Raw genomic sequence first — 17,510 nt, 5'->3', positions numbered from 1 at the left:
GCTGGCACCGCGCCTCCCGTCCGCAACGGCGTAACGTCCAGAACGTGACCCGACCCGACATCCGCACGGTCGGCGAGCTCCGCACTTCTGGCCACGTCCAGAAGACGGTCCGCGCCGAGATCCGCGACAACCTGCTCACCGCGCTGCGCGCGGGAGACGACCCCTGGCCCGGCCTGCACGGGTTCGAGACGACCGTGATCCCGCAACTCGAACGAGCCCTGATCGCCGGACACGACGTCGTCCTGCTCGGCGAGCGCGGCCAGGGCAAGACCCGCCTGCTCCGCACCCTGCAGGGCCTGCTCGACGAGTGGACCCCGGTGATCACCGGCTCCGAACTCGGCGAGCACCCCTACGAGCCCATCACCACCGCCAGTGCCCGCCGAGCCGAAGACCTCGGTGACGCCCTGCCGATCTCGTGGCGGCACCGCGACGACCGCTACGTCGAGAAGCTCGCGACGCCGGACACGAGCGTCGCCGACCTGATCGGCGACGTCGACCCGATGAAGGTCGCCGAAGGGCGCAGCCTGGGCGACCCGGAGACGATCCACTTCGGACTCGTCCCCCGGGGCCACCGCGGCATCGTCGCGATCAACGAGCTGCCCGACCTGGCCGAACGCATCCAGGTCGCGATGCTCAACGTGATGGAGGAACGCGACGTCCAGATCCGTGGCTACGTGCTCCGACTCCCCCTCGACGTGCTCGTGGTGGCCAGCGCGAACCCGGAGGACTACACGAACCGCGGCCGGATCATCACGCCGCTGAAGGACCGCTTCGGCGCGGAGATCCGGACCCACTACCCGATCGAGCTCGAGGACGAGATCGCCGTCATCCGGCAGGAGGCGCAGCTCACCGCCGAGGTGCCGGACGCGATCGTCGAGATCCTCGCCCGCTTCACCCGTGCCCTGCGCGGGTCGAGCGCGGTCGACCAGCGCAGCGGTGTCAGCGCCCGGTTCGCGATCGCCGGCGCCGAGACGGTGGCCGCGGCGGCCGTGCACCGTGCGGCACGCCAGGGTGAGCCGGACGCCGTCGCGCGACCGATCGACCTCGAGACCGCGGTCGACGTGCTCGGCGGAAAGATCGAGTTCGAGAACGGCGAGGAGGACCGGGCGGACGAGGTCCTCGAGCACCTGCTGCGGACCGCCACGGCCGAGACGGTGCGTGCCCGGTTCCGCGGGCTCGACTTCGGGGTGCTCGTCGAGGCCCTCGACGGCGGGACGATGGTGACGACGGGCGAACAGGTCGGCGCACGGGCGTTCCTCGAGGGGCTGCCGTCGATCGGTGAGTCCGACCTGTACGACCAGGTCTGCGAGCGACTCGGCGCCACGAACGACGGCGAGCGCGCGGGCGCGATCGAACTCGCACTCGAGGGGCTCTTCCTCGCTCGCCGCATCAGCAAGGAGTCCGGCGGGGGCGAAGCCGTCTATGGCTAGGCAGAACCGACGACTGACGCGGGACACCCGGTACGGGGCCGCAGCGCTGTACGGGAAGTACCACGACGGTCCGGATCCGCTCGCGCCACCCGCCGACCTCGCTGAAGCGCTCGACGCCATCGGGCAGGACGTGATGGCCGGCACCTCACCGGAACGCGCCATGCGGGAGTTCCTGCGCCGAGGCGGCCGGACGCAGCGCGGACTCGACGACCTCGCGCGCAAGGTCGCGGAACGGCGGCGGGAACTCACCGCGAAGAACAACCTCGACGGCACCCTGCAGCAGGTCCGCGAACTGCTCGACCAGGCGCTCCGTGCCGAACGCGGCGAACTCGCCCGCAACGTCGACCTCGACGACGGCGACCGCGCCCTCGCCGAGATGCAGCTCGACAGCCTGTCCCCGTCGCCGGCCGCCGCGGTGCAGGAGCTCGGCGGGTACGACTGGACGAGCCGCGAGGCCCGGCAGCAGTACGACGAGATCAAGGACCTGCTCGGCCGCGAGGTGCTCGACCAGCGCTTCGCCGGCATGAAGCAGGCGCTCGAGGGCGCCACGGACGAGGACCGGGCCGCGGTCAGCGCGATGATGCAGGACCTCAACCAGCTGCTCGAGGACCACCGCGCCGGCACCGATTCGCAGGAGCAGTTCGACGCGTTCATGGCCGAGCACGGCGAGTACTTCCCGTCGAACCCCGCGAACGTCGACGAGCTGCTCGACAACCTCGCGGCACGGGCCGCCGCCGCCCAGCGGATGCGGAACTCGATGACCGAGGAGCAGCGCGACGAACTCGACGCCCTCGCCCAGCAGGCCTTCGGCTCCCCCGACCTGATGGGGCAGCTGTCCCAGCTCGACGGCAACCTGCGGTCCCTGCGGCCCGGTGAGGACTGGGGCGGATCCGAGCGCATGGAGGGCGACCAGGGGCTCGGACTCGGCGACGGCACCGGGGTCTTCCAGGACATCGCCGACCTCGACGCCCTCGCCGACCAACTCGCCCAGTCCGGACCGGGCTCCGAGCTCGACGACCTGGACCTCGACGCCCTGACCCGGCAGCTCGGCGCCGAGGCCGCCGTGGACGCCAGGACCCTGCAGCAGCTCGAGAAGGCGCTGCGGAACTCCGGGGCGATGCGCCGTGGAGCGGACGGGCAGCTGCGGCTCACACCGAAGGCCATGCGGCAGCTCGGCAAGAGCCTGCTCCGCGACGTCGCCGAGCGGATGTCCGGCCGACAGGGTGCCCGCGACGTCCGGCAGTCCGGCGCGTCCGGCGAACCCTCGGGCGCGACCCGGCAGTGGGCGTACGGCGACACCGAGCCGTGGGACGTCACCCGGTCGATCACGAACGCGCTGACCCGGACCGCGGCCGACGGACGGGTCGGCCCGGGCGTCCGCCTGACCATCGACGACGTCGAGGTGCAGGAGACCGAGTCCCGCACTCAGGCCTGCGTGGCGCTGCTCGTCGACACCTCGTTCTCGATGGCGATGGAGGACCGCTGGGTGCCGATGAAGCGCACGGCCCTGGCGCTGCACACGCTCGTCTCGACGCGGTTCCGCGGCGACGACCTGCAACTGATCGCGTTCGGCCGCGAGGCCGAGGTCGTCGACATCGAGCAGCTCGTGGGTCTCGACGCCATGTGGGACAAGGGCACGAACCTGCACCACGCGCTGCTCCTCGCCAACCGGCACTTCCGGAAGCACCCGACCGCGCAACCCGTGCTGCTCATCGTCACCGACGGGGAACCGACGTCACACCTCGAGCCGAACGGCCAGGTGTGGTTCGACTACCCGCCGGACCCGGTGACGATCGCCCTGACCGTTCGGGAGCTCGAGAACGCCGGTCGTCTCGGCGCCCAGACGACGTTCTTCCGCCTCGGCGACGACCCGGGGCTGGCACGGTTCATCGACGCGATGGCGAAGCGGGTGGACGGCTCGGTCGTCGCTCCGGAGAACGACGACCTCGGCGTCGCCGTCGTGGGGTCGTACCTGGGGTCGCGCCGCGGCGGGCCGTCGTTGTTCGACTAGCCGCCGAGTCGATCCCGACAGGGACTGTTGCGCGGGGCTCCGCAGTCGTATGCTGAGCGCCACCACAGTTGCCCCAGACCCCGGCCGCCGTGATCGTTCTTCCTGCGCCGACGTCGTCGGTGCGCCGGAAGCGGTCGGCCGAGTGCACCTGATCCGTTCTCGACCGGTCGACTCCCGCGAGGTCCCGGAGTGCAACGGCGCACGCCACCTCACGGGTTTCCGCGTCCACGGATCACGGACGCGGACCGGTCGGTGGGGCCCGGACCCGACGGGCCCCACCGACCCGGACCGCAGTCGCCGCGGCCGCGCCGCAGGCTCACGACGGGCGGATCAGAACAACGGCCAGGGCACCGCGGGGCCGTGCCCCGGCGGTGGCGGGAAGATGCCGACGGCCCGGAGTGCTGCACACCGCGCGCGCACCGTGTCGACCTCTTCCGGCGTCAGGTGGTCGGCGAGTTCGTCGCCCAGGGCACCGCGGAGCGCTTCCGAGACCCGGTCGAGCCCCTCGAGTTCGTCCGGCCCGAGCGGCTCGCCGATCCACCCCCACAGCACCGTGCGGAGCTTGTGCTCGACGTGGAAGGCCAGCCCGTGGTCGACGCCGTACCGGTGTCCGTCGGGCATCGCCAGCACGTGTCCGCCCTTGCGGTCGGCGTTGTTCACGACGACGTCGAAGACGGCCATGCGGCGCAACGCCTCGGAGTCCTCGTGCACGAGCGTCACCGGCTGGTCGTGCTCGTCGATCGCCTCGAGCACGGGCAGCCACGGTGAACCGTCCGCCTCGGCGATCTCGGGGGTGACCAGGTCGACGGCGTCCTGGTCCGGGTCGACGGTCTGCCAGCGCTGCACCATGCCGGGGCCGAACGGGCCGTCACCGAGCCACGTCGGCGGGACGATCCCCCAGCCGAACGCCTTGGACACCAGGTGCGCCGCGACCTCTCGGCCGGCGAGCGTGCCGTCGGGGAAGTCCCAGAGCGGACGCTCCCCCTCGATCGGCTTGTAGACGACCGCCTCACCGTCCAGCTCGGCCAGGAACGTCGCGTTCGAGGCCTCGCGGATCCGCGCCGTGATGCTCAGTGAGCTGTCGCTCATGCGTCGCCGGGCGGACGGCCAGCGGCGACGATCTCGCGGGTGCGCTCGACGAACGCGCGTGCGGTACCGACCGGGATCTTGACCTGGAACAGTTCGTCGGGTTCGGGGATCTCGACGACCGCCTCGATCTCGAGGCCGTCCTCGCTCTCCTCGGACACGATCTCGACGTCGTCGTCGATCGGGTACGCCTCGATGACCACCTGCGCCGTCGACGGGTCGAAGCCCAGGCTCAGGGCACCGGCTCGGAACTCGGGCTCCACCGGCTGGTCGAGCGGTTCCGGGTCGCGGAGCTCCGCGGGGGCGGTGTCCGGCACGCTGAAGCGGTTCGCCTCGACCGTGGCGACCTCGTCCAGCAGCTCGTCGATCTTCTCGGCGAGCACGGCGGTCTGTTCCTTCTCGAGGGTGACGCTGGTGACACGCTTGCCGGAGCGGGCCTGCAGGTAGAAGGTGCGCTCGCCCGGACGGCCGATGGTGCCGACGACGAGGCGGTCCGGCCAGTCGAAGCCGTGGACGATGGAGGGCATACCCGCATTGTAGGAGTGCGGGCCTGCGCCCGTTCAGGGTCTGGCAGGGCCTGCCTCGGACGGGGGCTCAGGATGTCCGGCCCCACCGCCGACCGCTGCGTCGCCGCTGGGCGCCGGAGCGGCCGCGAGCCACGAGAGGTCGCCAGACTCGGTGTTCGTCGCGACCACCTCGGGACGGTGCTCGCCGTACCGCACGACCGACACCGACGCCGGCCCGACGCCGATGCGCTGGAACAGGTCGAGGTGCATGCCGAACGCGTCGGCCAGGACGGACTTGATGATGTCGCCGTGGCTCACCGCGACCCAGACCGCTCCGGGCCCGTGCTCCGCCTCGACCTCGGCGTCGATGCGACGGACGGCCGACACCGCCCGGGACTGCATGGTCTGCATGGACTCGCCGCCGGGGAACACCACGGCGCTCGGGTTCGCCTGCACCGTCCGCCAGAGCGGCTCCTTCGCCAGGTCGGCGAGCTTCCGCCCCTGCCACTCGCCGTAGTCCGCCTCGGTGATCGCCCGCTCGATCGCCGACGCGGGGTCGCCCGACTGTCGTTCCAGGATCGCCCGGGCCGTCTGCCGGCACCGCTCGAGCGGACTCGACACGACGGCCACGACCGGCACGGCGGCGATGCGCTCCGCGGTGCGGTCGGCCTGCTTCCGGCCGACGGCGTCGAGTCGCACGCCGGCGGTGCGTCCGGCGAGCACGCCCGTGGCGTTCGCGGTGGTGCGTCCGTGTCGGACGAGGAGGACGGTCGCCATGTGCCCGATCCTAGGCGGCGATCACCGGCGCCAGGTGGTCGAGCGCAACGGCGGTCAGCGACCCACGATGGTGTCGGCGTGCTCGAGGATCCAGTCCATCAGCGGGACGAGTCGCGCAGCCAGTTCGGCGCCGCTCTCGGAGAGCGAGTAGTCCACCCGGGGCGGGATCGTGGGCTGGGCGACCCTGGTCACGATCCCGTCGTGCTCCAGGGTCCGCAGGGTCGAGGCGAGCATCTTCTCGCTGATCCCCTCGATGGTGCGTCGCAGTTCGCTCCAGCGCATGCTGCCCGGCTCGAGCGCGAGGAGCACGAGGACGCCCCACCGGCTCGTGACGTGTGTGAGCACGACTCGCGACGGACACGCCGCGGGGAAGCGTGCGGAAGCATCCTCGTCGCGTGCGAGTGGTGCAGGCGGTTCCACGATTCCGACGTCCATGTGAGCAGCTTACAAAAAGGTGCGTACCTGTGCTCGAGAGAGTTTCCTGCGATGCTGCGACCACCCGATGACGTCACACGAACAGGAGAACACCATGACCGACGACCTGATCGCACGCGCACGCTCCAGCCGTGTCGCCCGTGGCGCGGCCGTCGCCGCCGGAGCCGCCCTCATCACCGGACTCGCCGTCTCCACGCCGGCGGTCGCTGCCCCCGCAGCCCGGCAGCAGTCGAGCGCGACGGCCGCCGCGGATCGACGGGACACCGTCACCGAACACCGCAACGCCAGCAGCGTCCGGCGGCTCATCACCCAGACCTTCGCTGATCCCGGCAGCAGGTCCTCCCGGCAGCTCGCGGCTCGACTCGTCTCCCCGAGCGCGGTCGCGCACGGAGCCGGAACCGCCGCCGGGCCGGACGGCCTCCTTGCACAGTTCTCGGCCGACCGCGCCCGTGTTCCCGGTGCACGAGCAGTGGTCAAGCGCACCGCAGCCGACGGCGACCTGGTCGCCGTGCACTGGCAGATCGCACCGGACCCGTGCGACGAACGCCGCGGTGACGCCGCCGTCGACCTGTTCCGCCTCCAGCACGGCCGGGTCGTCGAGCACTGGTCGCTCGAGCAGCCCATCCCGACGGGCACACCGGCCAGCGGGAACACGAACACCATGTTCAGCGACCTGTACCGGCCGGCACGTCCGACCGCCGCGCCGTCGGAACGTCAGGAAGAACGCAACCGCGTCTTCGCGGTCTCGGCGTACGACACGCTGTTCCGGGACCACGACGCGTCGATCCTCGACCGCGCCTTCGACCCCGCGTACCTCCAGCACAACTCGGTTGCTCCGAACGGGACGGCCGCCCTGAAGCAACTGTTCGGGAGTGGTGCGCAGTTCCCGGCACAGCAGTCCGTCATCTCGCTCTCCGACGGCGACGTCGTCTGGACCTTCTCCCGGGCGGTCGGAGCGAAGCCCGACGACCCGCTGCTCGCTGCTGACCTGTTCCGCGTCGACGGTGGCCCCATCCGCGAGCACTGGGACGTCGTCCCCACGAGCTAGCGCGATCAGCTCGACCGCTGCTCGCGCCGTGGGCACGCTCCGCCGCCGACCGCGCGCCGGACGACCGAACCCTTGACGGGCCGTCGGCGGACCGATCAGATGGTCACATGACCCGGCACCCTCGAGGGGCCCTGTTCGCCACGTCGACGATGACCGGCTTCGGCATCGCCACGTGGGTGACCAGGACGCCCGCCATCCGCGACGAACTCGGGGCGTCGATCGAGGCGATGGGGCTCGTGCTCCTCGGGCTGTCGATCGGGTCGATGATCGGGATCCTCGGTGCCGGTGCGCTCGTCCGACGGCTCGGGACACGACCGTTGATCCTGCTCGGCGGCGCGCTGCCCGTGGTCGGGATGGTCCTCGTCGCCCTGCTCGCCCCGGCGCAGGTGCCGGCGGGTGTCTGGGCGGGGCTGTTCCTGATCGGGTTCGGGTCCGGGGTCGCCGAGATCGGGCTGAACGTCGAGGCCGCCGCGGTCGAACGACACATCGGCCGCCCGGTGGTGCCGGTGCTGCACGCCTGCTTCAGCCTGGGGACCGTCGTCGGCGGGGTCGTCGGCATCGCGATGACGGCTGCCCGGGCACCGGTGGTCGTGCACCTGCTCGTGGGGGCCGCGGTGATGGCGGCACTCGCGGCGTTCGCGGCGCTCAACCTGCAACCGATGCCGCGTGCGGCGGCGAAAACGGACGTGGCCGACACCGCAGACGCCGCCAGCACGTCCCGCGTCACCACGGCGACCCGCCGCTCCGTCATCACCGTGCAGCTCGCGCTCATCGCGGTGATCACGCTCGCGATGGCCTTCGCCGAGGGCGCCGCCAGCGACTGGCTCCCGCTCCTGATGACGACCGACCACGACGCCCCGGAAGCGGTCGGCTCGCTCGTCTTCACCGGGTTCGCGCTCGCGATGCTCATCGGCCGGTCGGCCGGCACCCCGCTCGTCACGCGGCTCGGGCGAGCCCCGGTCGTCCGGCTCTGCGCCGCGGTCGGCGGGATCGGTGTCCTGCTCGTGGTGGTCTCACCGAGTCCGGTCGTCACGGCGATCGCCGCGGCCGTCTGGGGGCTCGGGATCGCCCTCGGGTTCCCGCTCGCGATCTCGGCAGCGGGTGACCACCCGACCGACGGGGACCGCCGGGTGTCGGTCGTGGCCACCGCCGGCTACATCGCGTTCCTGGTCGGACCGCCCCTGCTCGGCTTCGTCGGCGAGCACCTCGGGCTGCAGGCCGCGATGCTCGTGCCCCTCGTGCTGCTCGTCGCCGCCTTCCTCGTCGCGCCCGCAGCCCGGGACTGCCGCGACGCCGACGTCCGGCGGACCGTCCCCACCTGAGCCGCGGCGCCGCGCGCGGGTCCGAGCGCGGGTCCGAGCGCGCCGCCCCGCGGATCGGTACGGTCGATCCCATGCCGTTCTTCCGCGACAGCCCCCAGCCGACCACCCCCTCGAAGATCCAGGCGGCGTGGTCCGACTCGACGGGCCGCCTCGCGACGCGGTGCCTGCAGGTGATCATCGTCGTCGTGGTCATCGCCGGCGTCGTCTACGCCGGCAGCGTGCTGAGCGTCGTCACCATCCCGGTGCTCCTCGCGCTCATCATCGCCTCGGCCATGCACCCGATCGTGTCCTGGTTGCGCAAGCACAAGGTGCCGTCGGTCCTCGCGACCCTCGCGGTGCTCATCGGCGTCCTCGCGGTGCTCGGGCTCATCGGGTGGCTCATCGTCGTCGCTGTCGAGAACCAGTGGTCGCAGCTGCAGAAGTCGGCCGTCGACGGGTTCCAGCAGTTGCAGGACTTCGCGAAGAACCTGCCCATCTCGATCTCGGACAAGCAGGTCGACGACGCCGTGGCGTCCGTCACCGACTTCATCACGAGTGCGCAGTTCGGTTCCGGTGCCCTGGCCGGCGCCTCGGCCACCGCGAACTTCCTGACCGGCCTCGTGCTGATGATCGTGGTGCTGTTCTTCTTCCTCAAGGACGGCCCGAGCATCTGGGAGTTCCTGCTCCGCCCGTTCACCGGTGAGCGCTACGACCGTGCACGCCGGGTCGGCGACCGCGTCGTCTCGACCCTCGGCGGGTACGTCCGAGGCACCGCCACGGTCGCGGCCGTCGACGCCATCGGCATCGGTGTCGGCATCGCGATCGTCGGCGTCCCGCTGGCACTCCCCCTGGCCGTCGTCGTGTTCATCACGGCCTTCATCCCGATCGTCGGTGCGACCGCGGCCGGTATCCTCGCGGCCCTGGTCGCGCTCGTCGCACTCGGTCCCGTCCAGGCGCTCATCGTCGTCGGGATCGTGATCCTCGTGAACCAGCTCGAGGGCAACCTGCTCCAGCCGGTGCTGATGGGTCGCACCCTGAAGCTGCACGGCCTGGTCATCCTGATCGGCCTGACCGCGGGCACCGTCCTGGCGGGCATCACCGGCGCCATCATCTCGGTGCCGTTGCTGGCCGCCGCGTGGGGCGCGATCCTGGTCTGGGACGGCCCGAACACCCCCGCGCGTCCGTGGCGCAAGAAGCGCAACGAGGACGTCACGGCCCACGAACTCCCCGCCGACTGAGCTCCGGGGCGTTCTGCGGACATCCGTTTCGCGCAATCGCGCCCGTCGCACGAAGATGAACACGTGCTCGTCTCCATCGTCTACATGAGTCGCGCCGTCGTCCCCTTCGACGACGGCGACCTCGCGACGCTGCTCGACGGCTCACGGCTCCGCAACGAGGCGCTCGGCGTCTCCGGGCTGCTCGTCGTGAAGGGCGGCCGCTTCATGCAGTTGCTCGAGGGTCCCGCGTGGAGCGTCGACGACCGGTTCGCCGCGATCAGCCGTGATCCGCGGCACGGCGAGGTGAAGTCGCTCATCCGCGAGGACATCGAGCGACGACGCTTCGACGGCTGGTCGATGGCCTACCGCTCGCTCGACGACGCGGACGTCCACGCGGAGCCGGGCTTCAGTCCGTTCCTGTCCGGCGGGACGGACTTCCCGCGGTCGTTCGACCGCACGAGCGCCGCGTGGCTGCTCAAGTGGTTCCGCGACCGCGAGCTCCACGACCGCTGAACGCCTCGTCGACGACTCCGAGCAGCCGGTCGCGGTGCGCCGGGTCCGCCGTGGCCGTCAGCACCACCCGCCACATCGTCGCGACGGCGGGGAACAGGTCGGCTCGCCCGGTGCGGACGTCGGACACCAGTTGCACGCCCGTGAAGTACGGCACGACGGTGGCGCCGAGCTGCTCCGCGGTCAGGTCGGTGCGGAGCTCGCCGCTCGCGATCGCCAGCCGGAACACGTCGACGATCCCGCCGATCCACTGTTCGTAGAAGCTGACCGTCGCCGCGTGGAACTCACCGCGCTCCAGTGACAACCGGATGCCAGCCCGCACGATCGGGTCGGTCCGCAGCAGGTCCGCGATGGCTCGTGAGGCACCGACCAGGGCGGCTGCTGGCGACTGCTCGGTGTGGCTCACGACGTCGAACGTCCGCACGTTCTGCTCGTCGATCACGCCGAGCGCTAGGGCCAACTTGGTCGGGAAGTGGAAGTGCAGCGCCCCCTGCGAGACGCCCGCCCCGCGGGCGATGGCCGCGATCGTCGCGGCGGCGAAGCCGACGCGGTCGAACTCCTCCGCAGCGGCCACCAGGATCTGCTCACGTCGTTCCACGTGACCAGTCTCACGGACGGGAGGCGCGGTGCGGGCCCGCACCGCGCCTCTCCCCACCGACACGGCCGACACGCCGCTGGCGCGTCGCGCCGGAACCGGCGGCGTGGGCCCAGTCCGATCGTGGTCGCGTCAGACCGCGTCAGGCGACCCGCGCGCTCAGGTGAGCGCCAGCAGGTTGTTGACCTGCTCGTTGATGCCGGTCAACGTCGAGATCGGCTTGCCGTTCGCGTAGACGTTGTCGAAGGCCGGCTGCAGCAGCGCCTGCACGTCCGCCGGGTTGCGGGTGACGGGGAACAGGAACGTGGTCTTCTCCTCGACCTGCCGGGTGAACGCCGACACGTCCAGCCCGCGCTTCCGGAACGACGCGACCGCCGCCTCGGTACCAGCGGGACGGGCCGGGAACACCACGCCCGCGCGGCCGACGATCTCCTGCGCGGTGTCGCCGCCGAGGAACGCGACCCACTTCGCCGCCGCCTCCGGGTCCTTCGCCTGCTTCGTGATCGAGTCGCCGAGCCCGTTGAACATCGACGCCCGCTTGCCCGTCGGCCCGATCGGCGTCGGCGCGACGGCGATCTCGAGGTCCTGCATGTTCAGGTAGGTGCCGATCATCCACGAGCCGTTGAAGGACAGCGCGCACTTGCCCGCGCCGAGCTGCACGTCGGGACCGGTCGTCGTCGAGAAGACGCCGTACTTCGCCATGTAGCCCTTGTCGGCCAGGCGGTAGTACCAGGCGAGGGTGTCCTGCACGGTCTTCTCGTCGTAGCGGAACCTGTCGCCCCACGGGTTCTCGTTCGTGTAGAACCAGTCCGTCGACCCGGTGAAGGGCGACCACTGCGTCTGGCCGAAGCCGTCGCCGCCGGACCCGTTCGACGAGATGCCGTAGACCTCGACGTGCTCCTTGTCGAACCCGGGCTCGTCACCCCGCCGACCCTTGGAGTCGACGGTCAGGTGCGCGAGCATCCGCTCGAACGAGCCGCCGTCGTCGGGGTTCCACTCGAGCGTGGCGAGCTCGTCGTCGGACACGCCGGCCTGCTGCATCGCCTTCCGGTCGTAGAACATCGCGATGGTGTCCCAGTCCTTCGGCGAGCCGTAGCGGTGCCCGTCCTGGCCCTTCCACAGCTCGGCGAGGCCGGACTGGTAGTCGTCGTCGCTGATGGACTTCGTCGCGTCGAGCTCGTCGAGCTTGTAGAGCACGTCGAGGTCGGAGAACTGCGGGAACTTCGTCAGGTGGTCGGTGAAGACGTCCGGCGCGGTACCCGCGATGAACCCGGCCGTCAGCTTGGTCCAGTAGTCGGCCCACCCGAGCTGGGTGATCTGGACCGTGATGTCGGGGTTCTCACGGTGGAAGGCCTTCGCGACCTGCTGGTAGGCGGGCAGCTGGTTGGAGTCCCAGAGCCAGTAGCTCACGGTGCGGGCGCCGCTCTTCGACGCGGTCCCCCGGCTCGGGGACGAGCAGGCGGCGAGCGCACCGAGGGCGAGAGCTGAGGCGCCGCCGGCGAACAGTGCGCGGCGGGAGAGGGTGTTCGTCATGGTGTGGTCCTGTCCGAGCCGGGGCTACTTGATCCCGGAGAAGCCGATGGAGTTGACGATCCGCTTGGCGAAGACGCCGAACAGCACGATCATCGGGAGCGCCGCCACGAGGGTCGCGGACATGAGCCCGGCCCAGTCGGTGCCGGACTGCGGGGACTGCGACTTGAAGACGCCGAGTGCGACGGTGAGCACCCGCGAGCTGTCGGTGTACGACACCATGAGCGGCCAGAAGTAGTCGTTCCAGCTCGTGATGTACGTCAGCACGGCGAGCGTCGCGATCGGCGCGGCGGCCATCGGGATGACGAGCCGGAAGAACACCCGGACCTTGCCCGCGCCGTCGATGAGCGCGGCCTCCTCGACCTCCTTCGAGATGCCGAGGAAGAACTGTCGCAGGAAGAACACCGCGAACGGGGTCATGAACATCGTCGGCAACGCGATGCCGAGCAGGTTGTCGACGAGCCCGAGCTGCTTGATGAGCGTGAAGTTCGGCAGCAGCGTGAAGATCGCGGGCACCATCAGGCCGGCGAGGAACACCCCGAAGACCTTGTCGCGTCCGGGCCAGCGCAGTCGGGCGAAGGCGTACGCGGCAGCGGCCGAGAAGAACACCTGGCCGACCGTGACGAGCGTCGACACGATCACGGAGTTGAGCAGGTACCGCCAGAAGTTCAGGGCAGCGCCGGAGCCACCCTGGGCCAGGGCCTCCTCGGTGGACTGCAGGCCGAGGACCCGCTCGAACCCGCCCAGGCTGAACCCGACGGGCAGCAGTGACGTCGGGTCGGAGTTGATCGCACCGTTCGACGACAGGGCGGTGCGCAGGATCCAGTAGAACGGGAACAGGGTGACGACGATGACGATGATCATCGCGACCCAGGCGAGGACGCGGCCGACCGACGGACGGCGACGGTGGCCGGCTCCGAGTCGGGGCGGACGCTTCGTGGTGACGGAACGGGTGAGGGTCGTGGTCATGGTGCGGCGCTCCGTTCAGTCCAGGTCCGACTCACCCGAGCGGGTGAGGCGGTACTGGATGATCGTGATGATGCTGAGGACGATGAGGAGCGCGACCGAGACCGCGGACGCGTAGCCGAACTGGAACCGGCCGAACGCCAGGTTGTAGATGTAGTTCTGCACGACGTTCGTGGCGTTCGCGGGACCGCCCTGCGTGGTGACGGCGACGGTGTCGAACACCTGGAACGACCCGATCACGGTGATGATGAGCACCAGGGACAGGATCGGGCGGAGCAGCGGCACCGTGATGCGCCAGAACATCTTCCACTCGCTCGCACCGTCGATGCGGCCGGCCTCGTAGACGGTCTCGGGCAGCGACTGCAGTCCGGCGAAGATCAGGAGCGCCGTGTAGCCGACGTGCCGCCACACGTTGATGAGCGCGATCGACGGGATGCCCCAGACGTCGCTCTGCAGGAACGGGATGCGGTCCAGGCCGAGGGCCGCGAGCATCTCGTTGCCGATGCCGAGCTGCGTGTCGAGGATCCACAGCCAGACGAGCGCCGCGACGACGTTCGACACCAGGTAGGGCGCGAGGACGATGCCGCGTACGAAGGTCGACTTCGTCAGGCGGTGCATCATCACCGCGATGAAGAGCGCGACGACCGTCTGGATGACGATGTTGATGAGCACGTACTCGATCGTGACGACCATCGAGTGCCAGAAGATCGAGTCCTGCACGAGCCGGGCGTAGTTCTGCAGCCCGGTGAACTCCGGCTCGGTGAGCAGGTTGTAGGACGTGAAGCTCAGGTAGATGCCCCGCACGGTCGGCCAGGCGAGGAACACCACGAAGCCGATCGCGGCCGGCGCGATGAACAGCAGCGCGAGCCACAGGTCGTTCCGGGGACGGCGGCGGCGTGGGACGGTGGTGCGGGCGAGCGGGAGGTCGGCTGCCCGGCTCCTCCGTCTCGTGCTGGCGGTCGTCAAGGGTGACGACACAGGGCTCTCGGTGGCCATCGCGACTCCTTCGTCTGCGGTGGACTGACGTGCAGCAGTCCGTGAGCCGGGAATCTACACGTGGGGACAGCGGGTGGCAAGAGGCTTTTTCGCGGTTCGATTCCGGGGTTGTCACGTGTAGACAATCGTGTCAGGATGGCGCTCGATCGCATCGGCGCGACCTGCCCGGCGACGCATCCCTCACCTTGGAAAGGTCACTGATGATCTCTGTCGGAATGGTCGGCGCGGGCCAGTTCGCCCCCCAGTTCGCCAAGCTGTTCAAGCTCCACCCGGACGTCGACCGCGTCTTCGTGACCGACCTCGTCGACGACCGCGCGTCGGAGCTCGTCGAGTCGCAGCACCTCGACGGCACGTTCGCCGACTTCGACGCCGTGCTCGCCTCGGACGTCGACGCCGTCGCGATCTTCACCCAGCGCTGGACGCACGGCCCCCTCGTCGTCAAGGCGCTCCGCGCCGGCAAGCACGTCTACTCGGCCGTACCGATGGCGATCTCGGTCGAGGAGATCAGCGCCATCATCGAGGCCGTCCGCGAGACCGGGCTCACCTACATGATGGGCGAGACGAGCTACTACAACCCGGCGACGGTGTTCGCGCGGAAGCAGGTCGCCGAGGGTGCGTTCGGCCGCGTCTTCTACGCCGAGGGCGACTACGTGCACGACATGGACCTCGGCTTCTACGCCGCGTACCAGTTCAGCGGCGGCGACCAGTGGAAGCAGACCGCCAGCTACCCGCCCATGCTCTACCCGACGCACTCGGTCGGTGGCGTCCTCGGCGCCATCCCCGGCCACGCCGTCAGCGTCAGCTGCATCGGCGTCAAGGACGACCGCGGCGACGGGGTGTTCGACAAGGACGTCAGCCAGTTCGACAACGACTTCTCGAACGCAACCGCCCTGTTCGAGCTCGACAACGGCGGGGTCATGCGCATCAACGAGATGCGCCGCGTCGGCTACCCGTCGCACATCCGCGAGTCCCGCTTCCGCTACTTCGGCACCGAGGCCAGCTTCGAGCAGCTCGCCAAGGTCAGCGTCTGGCAGGACAAGGAGGACTCGCACGACATCAGCGACAAGATCAACACGCAGGCGACGATGGACCTCGACGACCCGCGTCTCGCCGGGGTCGACCCCTCGCTGCGCGACGCGTTCGTGTCCGGGTACGCCGAGGTGCACGACACCGACCGCCTGCCCGCCGAGTACGCCGGCGTGCCGACCGGGCACGAGGGCTCGCACCAGTTCCTGGCCGACGACTTCGTCCGCGCCGTCGTCGACCGGACCCTGCCGCCGGTGAACGCCTGGACCGCCGCGCGCTTCACACTGCCGGGCATCATCGCCCACCAGTCGGCCCTGCAGGGGGGCGCACGCCTCGAGGTGCCGGACTTCGGGGACGCCCCGGAGACGACCTCGGCGGTGCCCTCGTCTAGTATCGCCAGCGAATAGCAAGTGGCGTTCGGGTGTCGGTCCACACGGGCCGGCACCCGAACGCGACTTCCGACCCGACGAAGGTGGCACCCGTGACCGTCCCGACGACCCCGAGGGCGGTCACCCGCGCCGACGTCGCCCGGTACGCCGGCGTGAGCACCTCGGTCGTCAGCTACGTCGTGCACGACGGCCCCCGCCCCGTCGCGGCCGCGACCGCCGCCCGGGTCCGTGACGCCATCCGGGTCCTCGGGTACCGCCCGAACGCCAGTGCCCAGGCACTGCGCACCGGATCGTCGAAGATGCTCGGGCTCATCGTGCCCGAGCTCGACAACCCGTTCTGGTCGGAGCTCGCCGTCGAGGTCACCCACGCCGCGGCCGCCCGCGGCTACGACGTCCTGCTCGCCAACAGCGACGGTGACGGCACCCAGGAACGCGAGCGGCTCCGCAGTCTGTCGGCACGGCAGGTCGACGGCATCATCCTGACGAGCATCATGACCCACCCGGACCTGTCCAACGTCTCCGACCCGGGCATCCCGCTCGTCCTGCTCAACACCTTCTTCGAGGTCCCCGACTACGCGAGCATCGGCGTCGACGCCCTGCGCGGCGCCCACGACGGCACCCGGCACCTGGTCGAGCACGGCTACGGGTCGATCGGCCTGGTGATGGGGCACGCCGGCTCGATGGAGCTCCGCGAACAGGGCTGGATGCGGGCCCTGCGCGACGCCGGGCTACCGGACGGCCCGATCGTGCGCTGCGACTTCACCCGGCGGGGCGGGTACGAGGCCGGCCTCCGCATGTTCGCGGACGGCACGGGACCCCGCGCCGTCTTCGTCAGCTCGGACATGCAGGCCGTCGGCGTGCTGCGGGCACTGTGGGAGCTCGGCCTGCGCGCGCCGGAGGACGTGGCGATCGTGTCGTTCGACGGCGGTGCCGAAGCGGACTACACGAACCCGCAGCTCACGACGGTCCGGCAGCCGATCGAGACGATGGCGACCGCCGCCGTCGACCGCGTACTCGGGCTCGACGCGGACAACCAGTGGCACCGCGACCTGGTGCCCGCCGAGTTGGTCCTCGGCGCGAGTTGCGGGTGCGACGTGCGTCGCTGACGCACCCACCAGACGGACGGGAGGCGCGGGGCGGGGCCGCCACGGGCCTCCCGTCCGTCAGCTGGCCGTGTTCACCCACATGCTGCCTCGTGATCGCTTCCACCACGGCCGGCGTTCCGCCTCCTCGTAAGCGGCCAGCCAAACGGCAGCGACCCGTGACTTCAGCTGCCGAACAATGGCGCTGAGGAAACAGACGACGAAGAAGATCACCGTCGCGGTGACGATCACGACGTAGAACACGAGGCTGAACCCGAAAGCGGCATCGGAATCCGACGCCGCGATCGATGAGATGACCGATGATGCGGTCGTCGCCAAGATGGCGAACATCGCGGTCCCCGCTCCGAGCAGCTGCAAGAACATGCCTGGACCGAGCTGCGATCGATCTCGCAGTTCCCCGAGGACCTTCTGCCGCAGATCCGCGTCCTTCGCTGCGCGTAAGTACGCAGTCACGTCCACCTCGGTCGGCACGCGCCCGTTGGTCCGCTTCGGCATGAAGTGCTTCCATCGATCCTGCTCGGGCACGGTGTCGGTTCGGTCTCGTTGTCCCACATCGATCGCTATCGGCACCGCACACGACCGCG

At 70.4% G+C, this 17,510-nt stretch carries 17 protein-coding genes; 8 read left to right on the top strand and 9 right to left on the bottom strand.

Features of this window, described 5'->3' with window-relative positions; genetic code table 11:
• Window positions 1–44: 44 nt before the first annotated feature.
• Complete coding sequence (locus OGL88_RS04475) at window positions 45–1,430, top strand: AAA family ATPase (protein ID WP_205462990.1); 1,386 nt, start codon at window positions 45–47, stop codon at window positions 1,428–1,430.
• Window positions 1,423–3,441, top strand: a complete 2,019-nt coding sequence (locus tag OGL88_RS04470; protein WP_263090020.1) for a vWA domain-containing protein — start codon at window positions 1,423–1,425, stop codon at window positions 3,439–3,441. The genes OGL88_RS04475 and OGL88_RS04470 overlap by 8 nt, the downstream gene beginning before the upstream one ends.
• 330 nt (window positions 3,442–3,771) lie before the next feature.
• Here OGL88_RS04470 and OGL88_RS04465 read toward each other — a convergent pair whose 3' ends face one another.
• From OGL88_RS04465 to OGL88_RS04450, 4 genes are read right to left on the bottom strand one after another with little or no spacing between them, the layout of a single operon-like run.
• The gene (locus OGL88_RS04465; protein ID WP_263090018.1) at window positions 3,772–4,530 is read right to left on the bottom strand and encodes an SCO1664 family protein; all 759 of its coding nucleotides are present in this window, start codon (window positions 4,528–4,530) and stop codon (window positions 3,772–3,774) included.
• Window positions 4,527–5,054 (bottom strand): DUF3090 domain-containing protein, encoded by a 528-nt coding sequence (locus OGL88_RS04460; protein WP_111084657.1) that lies wholly within the window; start codon window positions 5,052–5,054, stop codon window positions 4,527–4,529. The genes OGL88_RS04465 and OGL88_RS04460 overlap by 4 nt, the downstream gene beginning before the upstream one ends.
• 33 nt (window positions 5,055–5,087) lie before the next feature.
• Entirely contained in the window at window positions 5,088–5,810 is a 723-nt protein-coding gene (locus tag OGL88_RS04455; protein ID WP_263090016.1) for an MSMEG_4193 family putative phosphomutase, read from the bottom strand.
• 54 nt (window positions 5,811–5,864) lie between these two features.
• Window positions 5,865–6,245 (bottom strand): winged helix-turn-helix transcriptional regulator, encoded by a 381-nt coding sequence (locus OGL88_RS04450; RefSeq protein ID WP_263090015.1) that lies wholly within the window; start codon window positions 6,243–6,245, stop codon window positions 5,865–5,867.
• A gap of 94 nt (window positions 6,246–6,339) precedes the next feature.
• Between OGL88_RS04450 and OGL88_RS04445 the strand changes: the two genes are divergently transcribed.
• From OGL88_RS04445 to OGL88_RS04430, 4 genes are all read left to right on the top strand, one after another.
• A complete protein-coding gene (locus tag OGL88_RS04445) occupies window positions 6,340–7,293 on the top strand; it encodes a nuclear transport factor 2 family protein (RefSeq protein ID WP_263090014.1) in 954 nt (317 codons plus the stop codon).
• Window positions 7,294–7,400: 107 nt separating this feature from the next.
• On the top strand, window positions 7,401–8,615 hold the full coding sequence (locus OGL88_RS04440; RefSeq protein WP_263090012.1) for an MFS transporter: 1,215 nt from the start codon (window positions 7,401–7,403) through the stop codon (window positions 8,613–8,615).
• 71 nt (window positions 8,616–8,686) lie between these two features.
• Complete coding sequence (locus OGL88_RS04435) at window positions 8,687–9,832, top strand: AI-2E family transporter (protein WP_123291852.1); 1,146 nt, start codon at window positions 8,687–8,689, stop codon at window positions 9,830–9,832.
• Between the two features lie 63 nt (window positions 9,833–9,895).
• Entirely contained in the window at window positions 9,896–10,324 is a 429-nt protein-coding gene (locus OGL88_RS04430) for a BLUF domain-containing protein (RefSeq protein WP_263090010.1), read from the top strand.
• Here the strand turns inward: OGL88_RS04430 and OGL88_RS04425 are convergent.
• The 4 genes from OGL88_RS04425 to OGL88_RS04410 all read right to left on the bottom strand — a co-directional run bounded on the left by OGL88_RS04425 (window position 10,287) and on the right by OGL88_RS04410 (window position 14,408).
• Window positions 10,287–10,919 carry a ScbR family autoregulator-binding transcription factor gene (locus tag OGL88_RS04425; RefSeq protein WP_263090008.1) on the bottom strand — a complete coding sequence of 211 codons (633 nt, stop codon included), beginning with the start codon at window positions 10,917–10,919 and terminating at the stop codon, window positions 10,287–10,289. The two genes, OGL88_RS04430 and OGL88_RS04425, sit on opposite strands and share 38 nt — an antisense overlap.
• A gap of 156 nt (window positions 10,920–11,075) precedes the next feature.
• Entirely contained in the window at window positions 11,076–12,449 is a 1,374-nt protein-coding gene (locus OGL88_RS04420) for an ABC transporter substrate-binding protein (protein ID WP_263090006.1), read from the bottom strand.
• A gap of 24 nt (window positions 12,450–12,473) precedes the next feature.
• Entirely contained in the window at window positions 12,474–13,415 is a 942-nt protein-coding gene (locus OGL88_RS04415; RefSeq protein WP_111084668.1) for a carbohydrate ABC transporter permease, read from the bottom strand.
• 15 nt (window positions 13,416–13,430) lie between these two features.
• Window positions 13,431–14,408 carry a carbohydrate ABC transporter permease gene (locus tag OGL88_RS04410; protein WP_228506149.1) on the bottom strand — a complete coding sequence of 326 codons (978 nt, stop codon included), beginning with the start codon at window positions 14,406–14,408 and terminating at the stop codon, window positions 13,431–13,433.
• A gap of 200 nt (window positions 14,409–14,608) precedes the next feature.
• Between OGL88_RS04410 and OGL88_RS04405 the strand changes: the two genes are divergently transcribed.
• Together OGL88_RS04405 and OGL88_RS04400 are read left to right on the top strand one after the other, a co-directional pair.
• Window positions 14,609–15,841: a Gfo/Idh/MocA family protein gene (locus OGL88_RS04405; RefSeq protein ID WP_374114419.1), complete on the top strand. Its 1,233-nt coding sequence runs from the start codon at window positions 14,609–14,611 to the stop codon at window positions 15,839–15,841.
• A 74-nt stretch (window positions 15,842–15,915) separates the two neighbouring features.
• Window positions 15,916–16,929 carry a LacI family DNA-binding transcriptional regulator gene (locus OGL88_RS04400; RefSeq protein ID WP_263090000.1) on the top strand — a complete coding sequence of 338 codons (1,014 nt, stop codon included), beginning with the start codon at window positions 15,916–15,918 and terminating at the stop codon, window positions 16,927–16,929.
• Window positions 16,930–16,986: 57 nt separating this feature from the next.
• On the opposite strand, the gene OGL88_RS04395 is transcribed toward OGL88_RS04400, so the two are convergent.
• Complete coding sequence (locus OGL88_RS04395; RefSeq protein ID WP_263089999.1) at window positions 16,987–17,421, bottom strand: hypothetical protein; 435 nt, start codon at window positions 17,419–17,421, stop codon at window positions 16,987–16,989.
• Window positions 17,422–17,510 lie beyond the last annotated feature (89 nt).

The sequence above is a fragment of the Curtobacterium sp. RIT-PI-V genome (genome assembly GCF_025642935.1).
Lineage (GTDB): Bacteria > Actinomycetota > Actinomycetes > Actinomycetales > Microbacteriaceae > Curtobacterium.
The sequence above is the reverse complement of the archived record's forward strand: the minus strand, read 5'-3'. Positions and strand labels throughout refer to the sequence as shown.

Excerpts from the sequence above, each read along its gene's own strand:
- OGL88_RS04470 (WP_263090020.1), top strand. The coding sequence starts at position 1,423 with ATGGCTAGGCAGAACCGACGACTGACGCGGGACACCCGGTACGGGGCC.
- OGL88_RS04465 (WP_263090018.1), bottom strand. The coding sequence starts at position 4,530 with ATGAGCGACAGCTCACTGAGCATCACGGCGCGGATCCGCGAGGCCTCG.
- OGL88_RS04460 (WP_111084657.1), bottom strand. The coding sequence starts at position 5,054 with ATGCCCTCCATCGTCCACGGCTTCGACTGGCCGGACCGCCTCGTCGTC.
- OGL88_RS04455 (WP_263090016.1), bottom strand. The coding sequence starts at position 5,810 with ATGGCGACCGTCCTCCTCGTCCGACACGGACGCACCACCGCGAACGCC.
- OGL88_RS04450 (WP_263090015.1), bottom strand. The coding sequence starts at position 6,245 with ATGGACGTCGGAATCGTGGAACCGCCTGCACCACTCGCACGCGACGAG.
- OGL88_RS04445 (WP_263090014.1), top strand. The coding sequence starts at position 6,340 with ATGACCGACGACCTGATCGCACGCGCACGCTCCAGCCGTGTCGCCCGT.
- OGL88_RS04440 (WP_263090012.1), top strand. The coding sequence starts at position 7,401 with ATGACCCGGCACCCTCGAGGGGCCCTGTTCGCCACGTCGACGATGACC.
- OGL88_RS04435 (WP_123291852.1), top strand. The coding sequence starts at position 8,687 with ATGCCGTTCTTCCGCGACAGCCCCCAGCCGACCACCCCCTCGAAGATC.
- OGL88_RS04420 (WP_263090006.1), bottom strand. The coding sequence starts at position 12,449 with ATGACGAACACCCTCTCCCGCCGCGCACTGTTCGCCGGCGGCGCCTCA.
- OGL88_RS04415 (WP_111084668.1), bottom strand. The coding sequence starts at position 13,415 with ATGACCACGACCCTCACCCGTTCCGTCACCACGAAGCGTCCGCCCCGA.
- OGL88_RS04410 (WP_228506149.1), bottom strand. The coding sequence starts at position 14,408 with ATGGCCACCGAGAGCCCTGTGTCGTCACCCTTGACGACCGCCAGCACG.
- OGL88_RS04405 (WP_374114419.1), top strand. The coding sequence starts at position 14,609 with ATGATCTCTGTCGGAATGGTCGGCGCGGGCCAGTTCGCCCCCCAGTTC.
- OGL88_RS04395 (WP_263089999.1), bottom strand. The coding sequence starts at position 17,421 with ATGCCGAAGCGGACCAACGGGCGCGTGCCGACCGAGGTGGACGTGACT.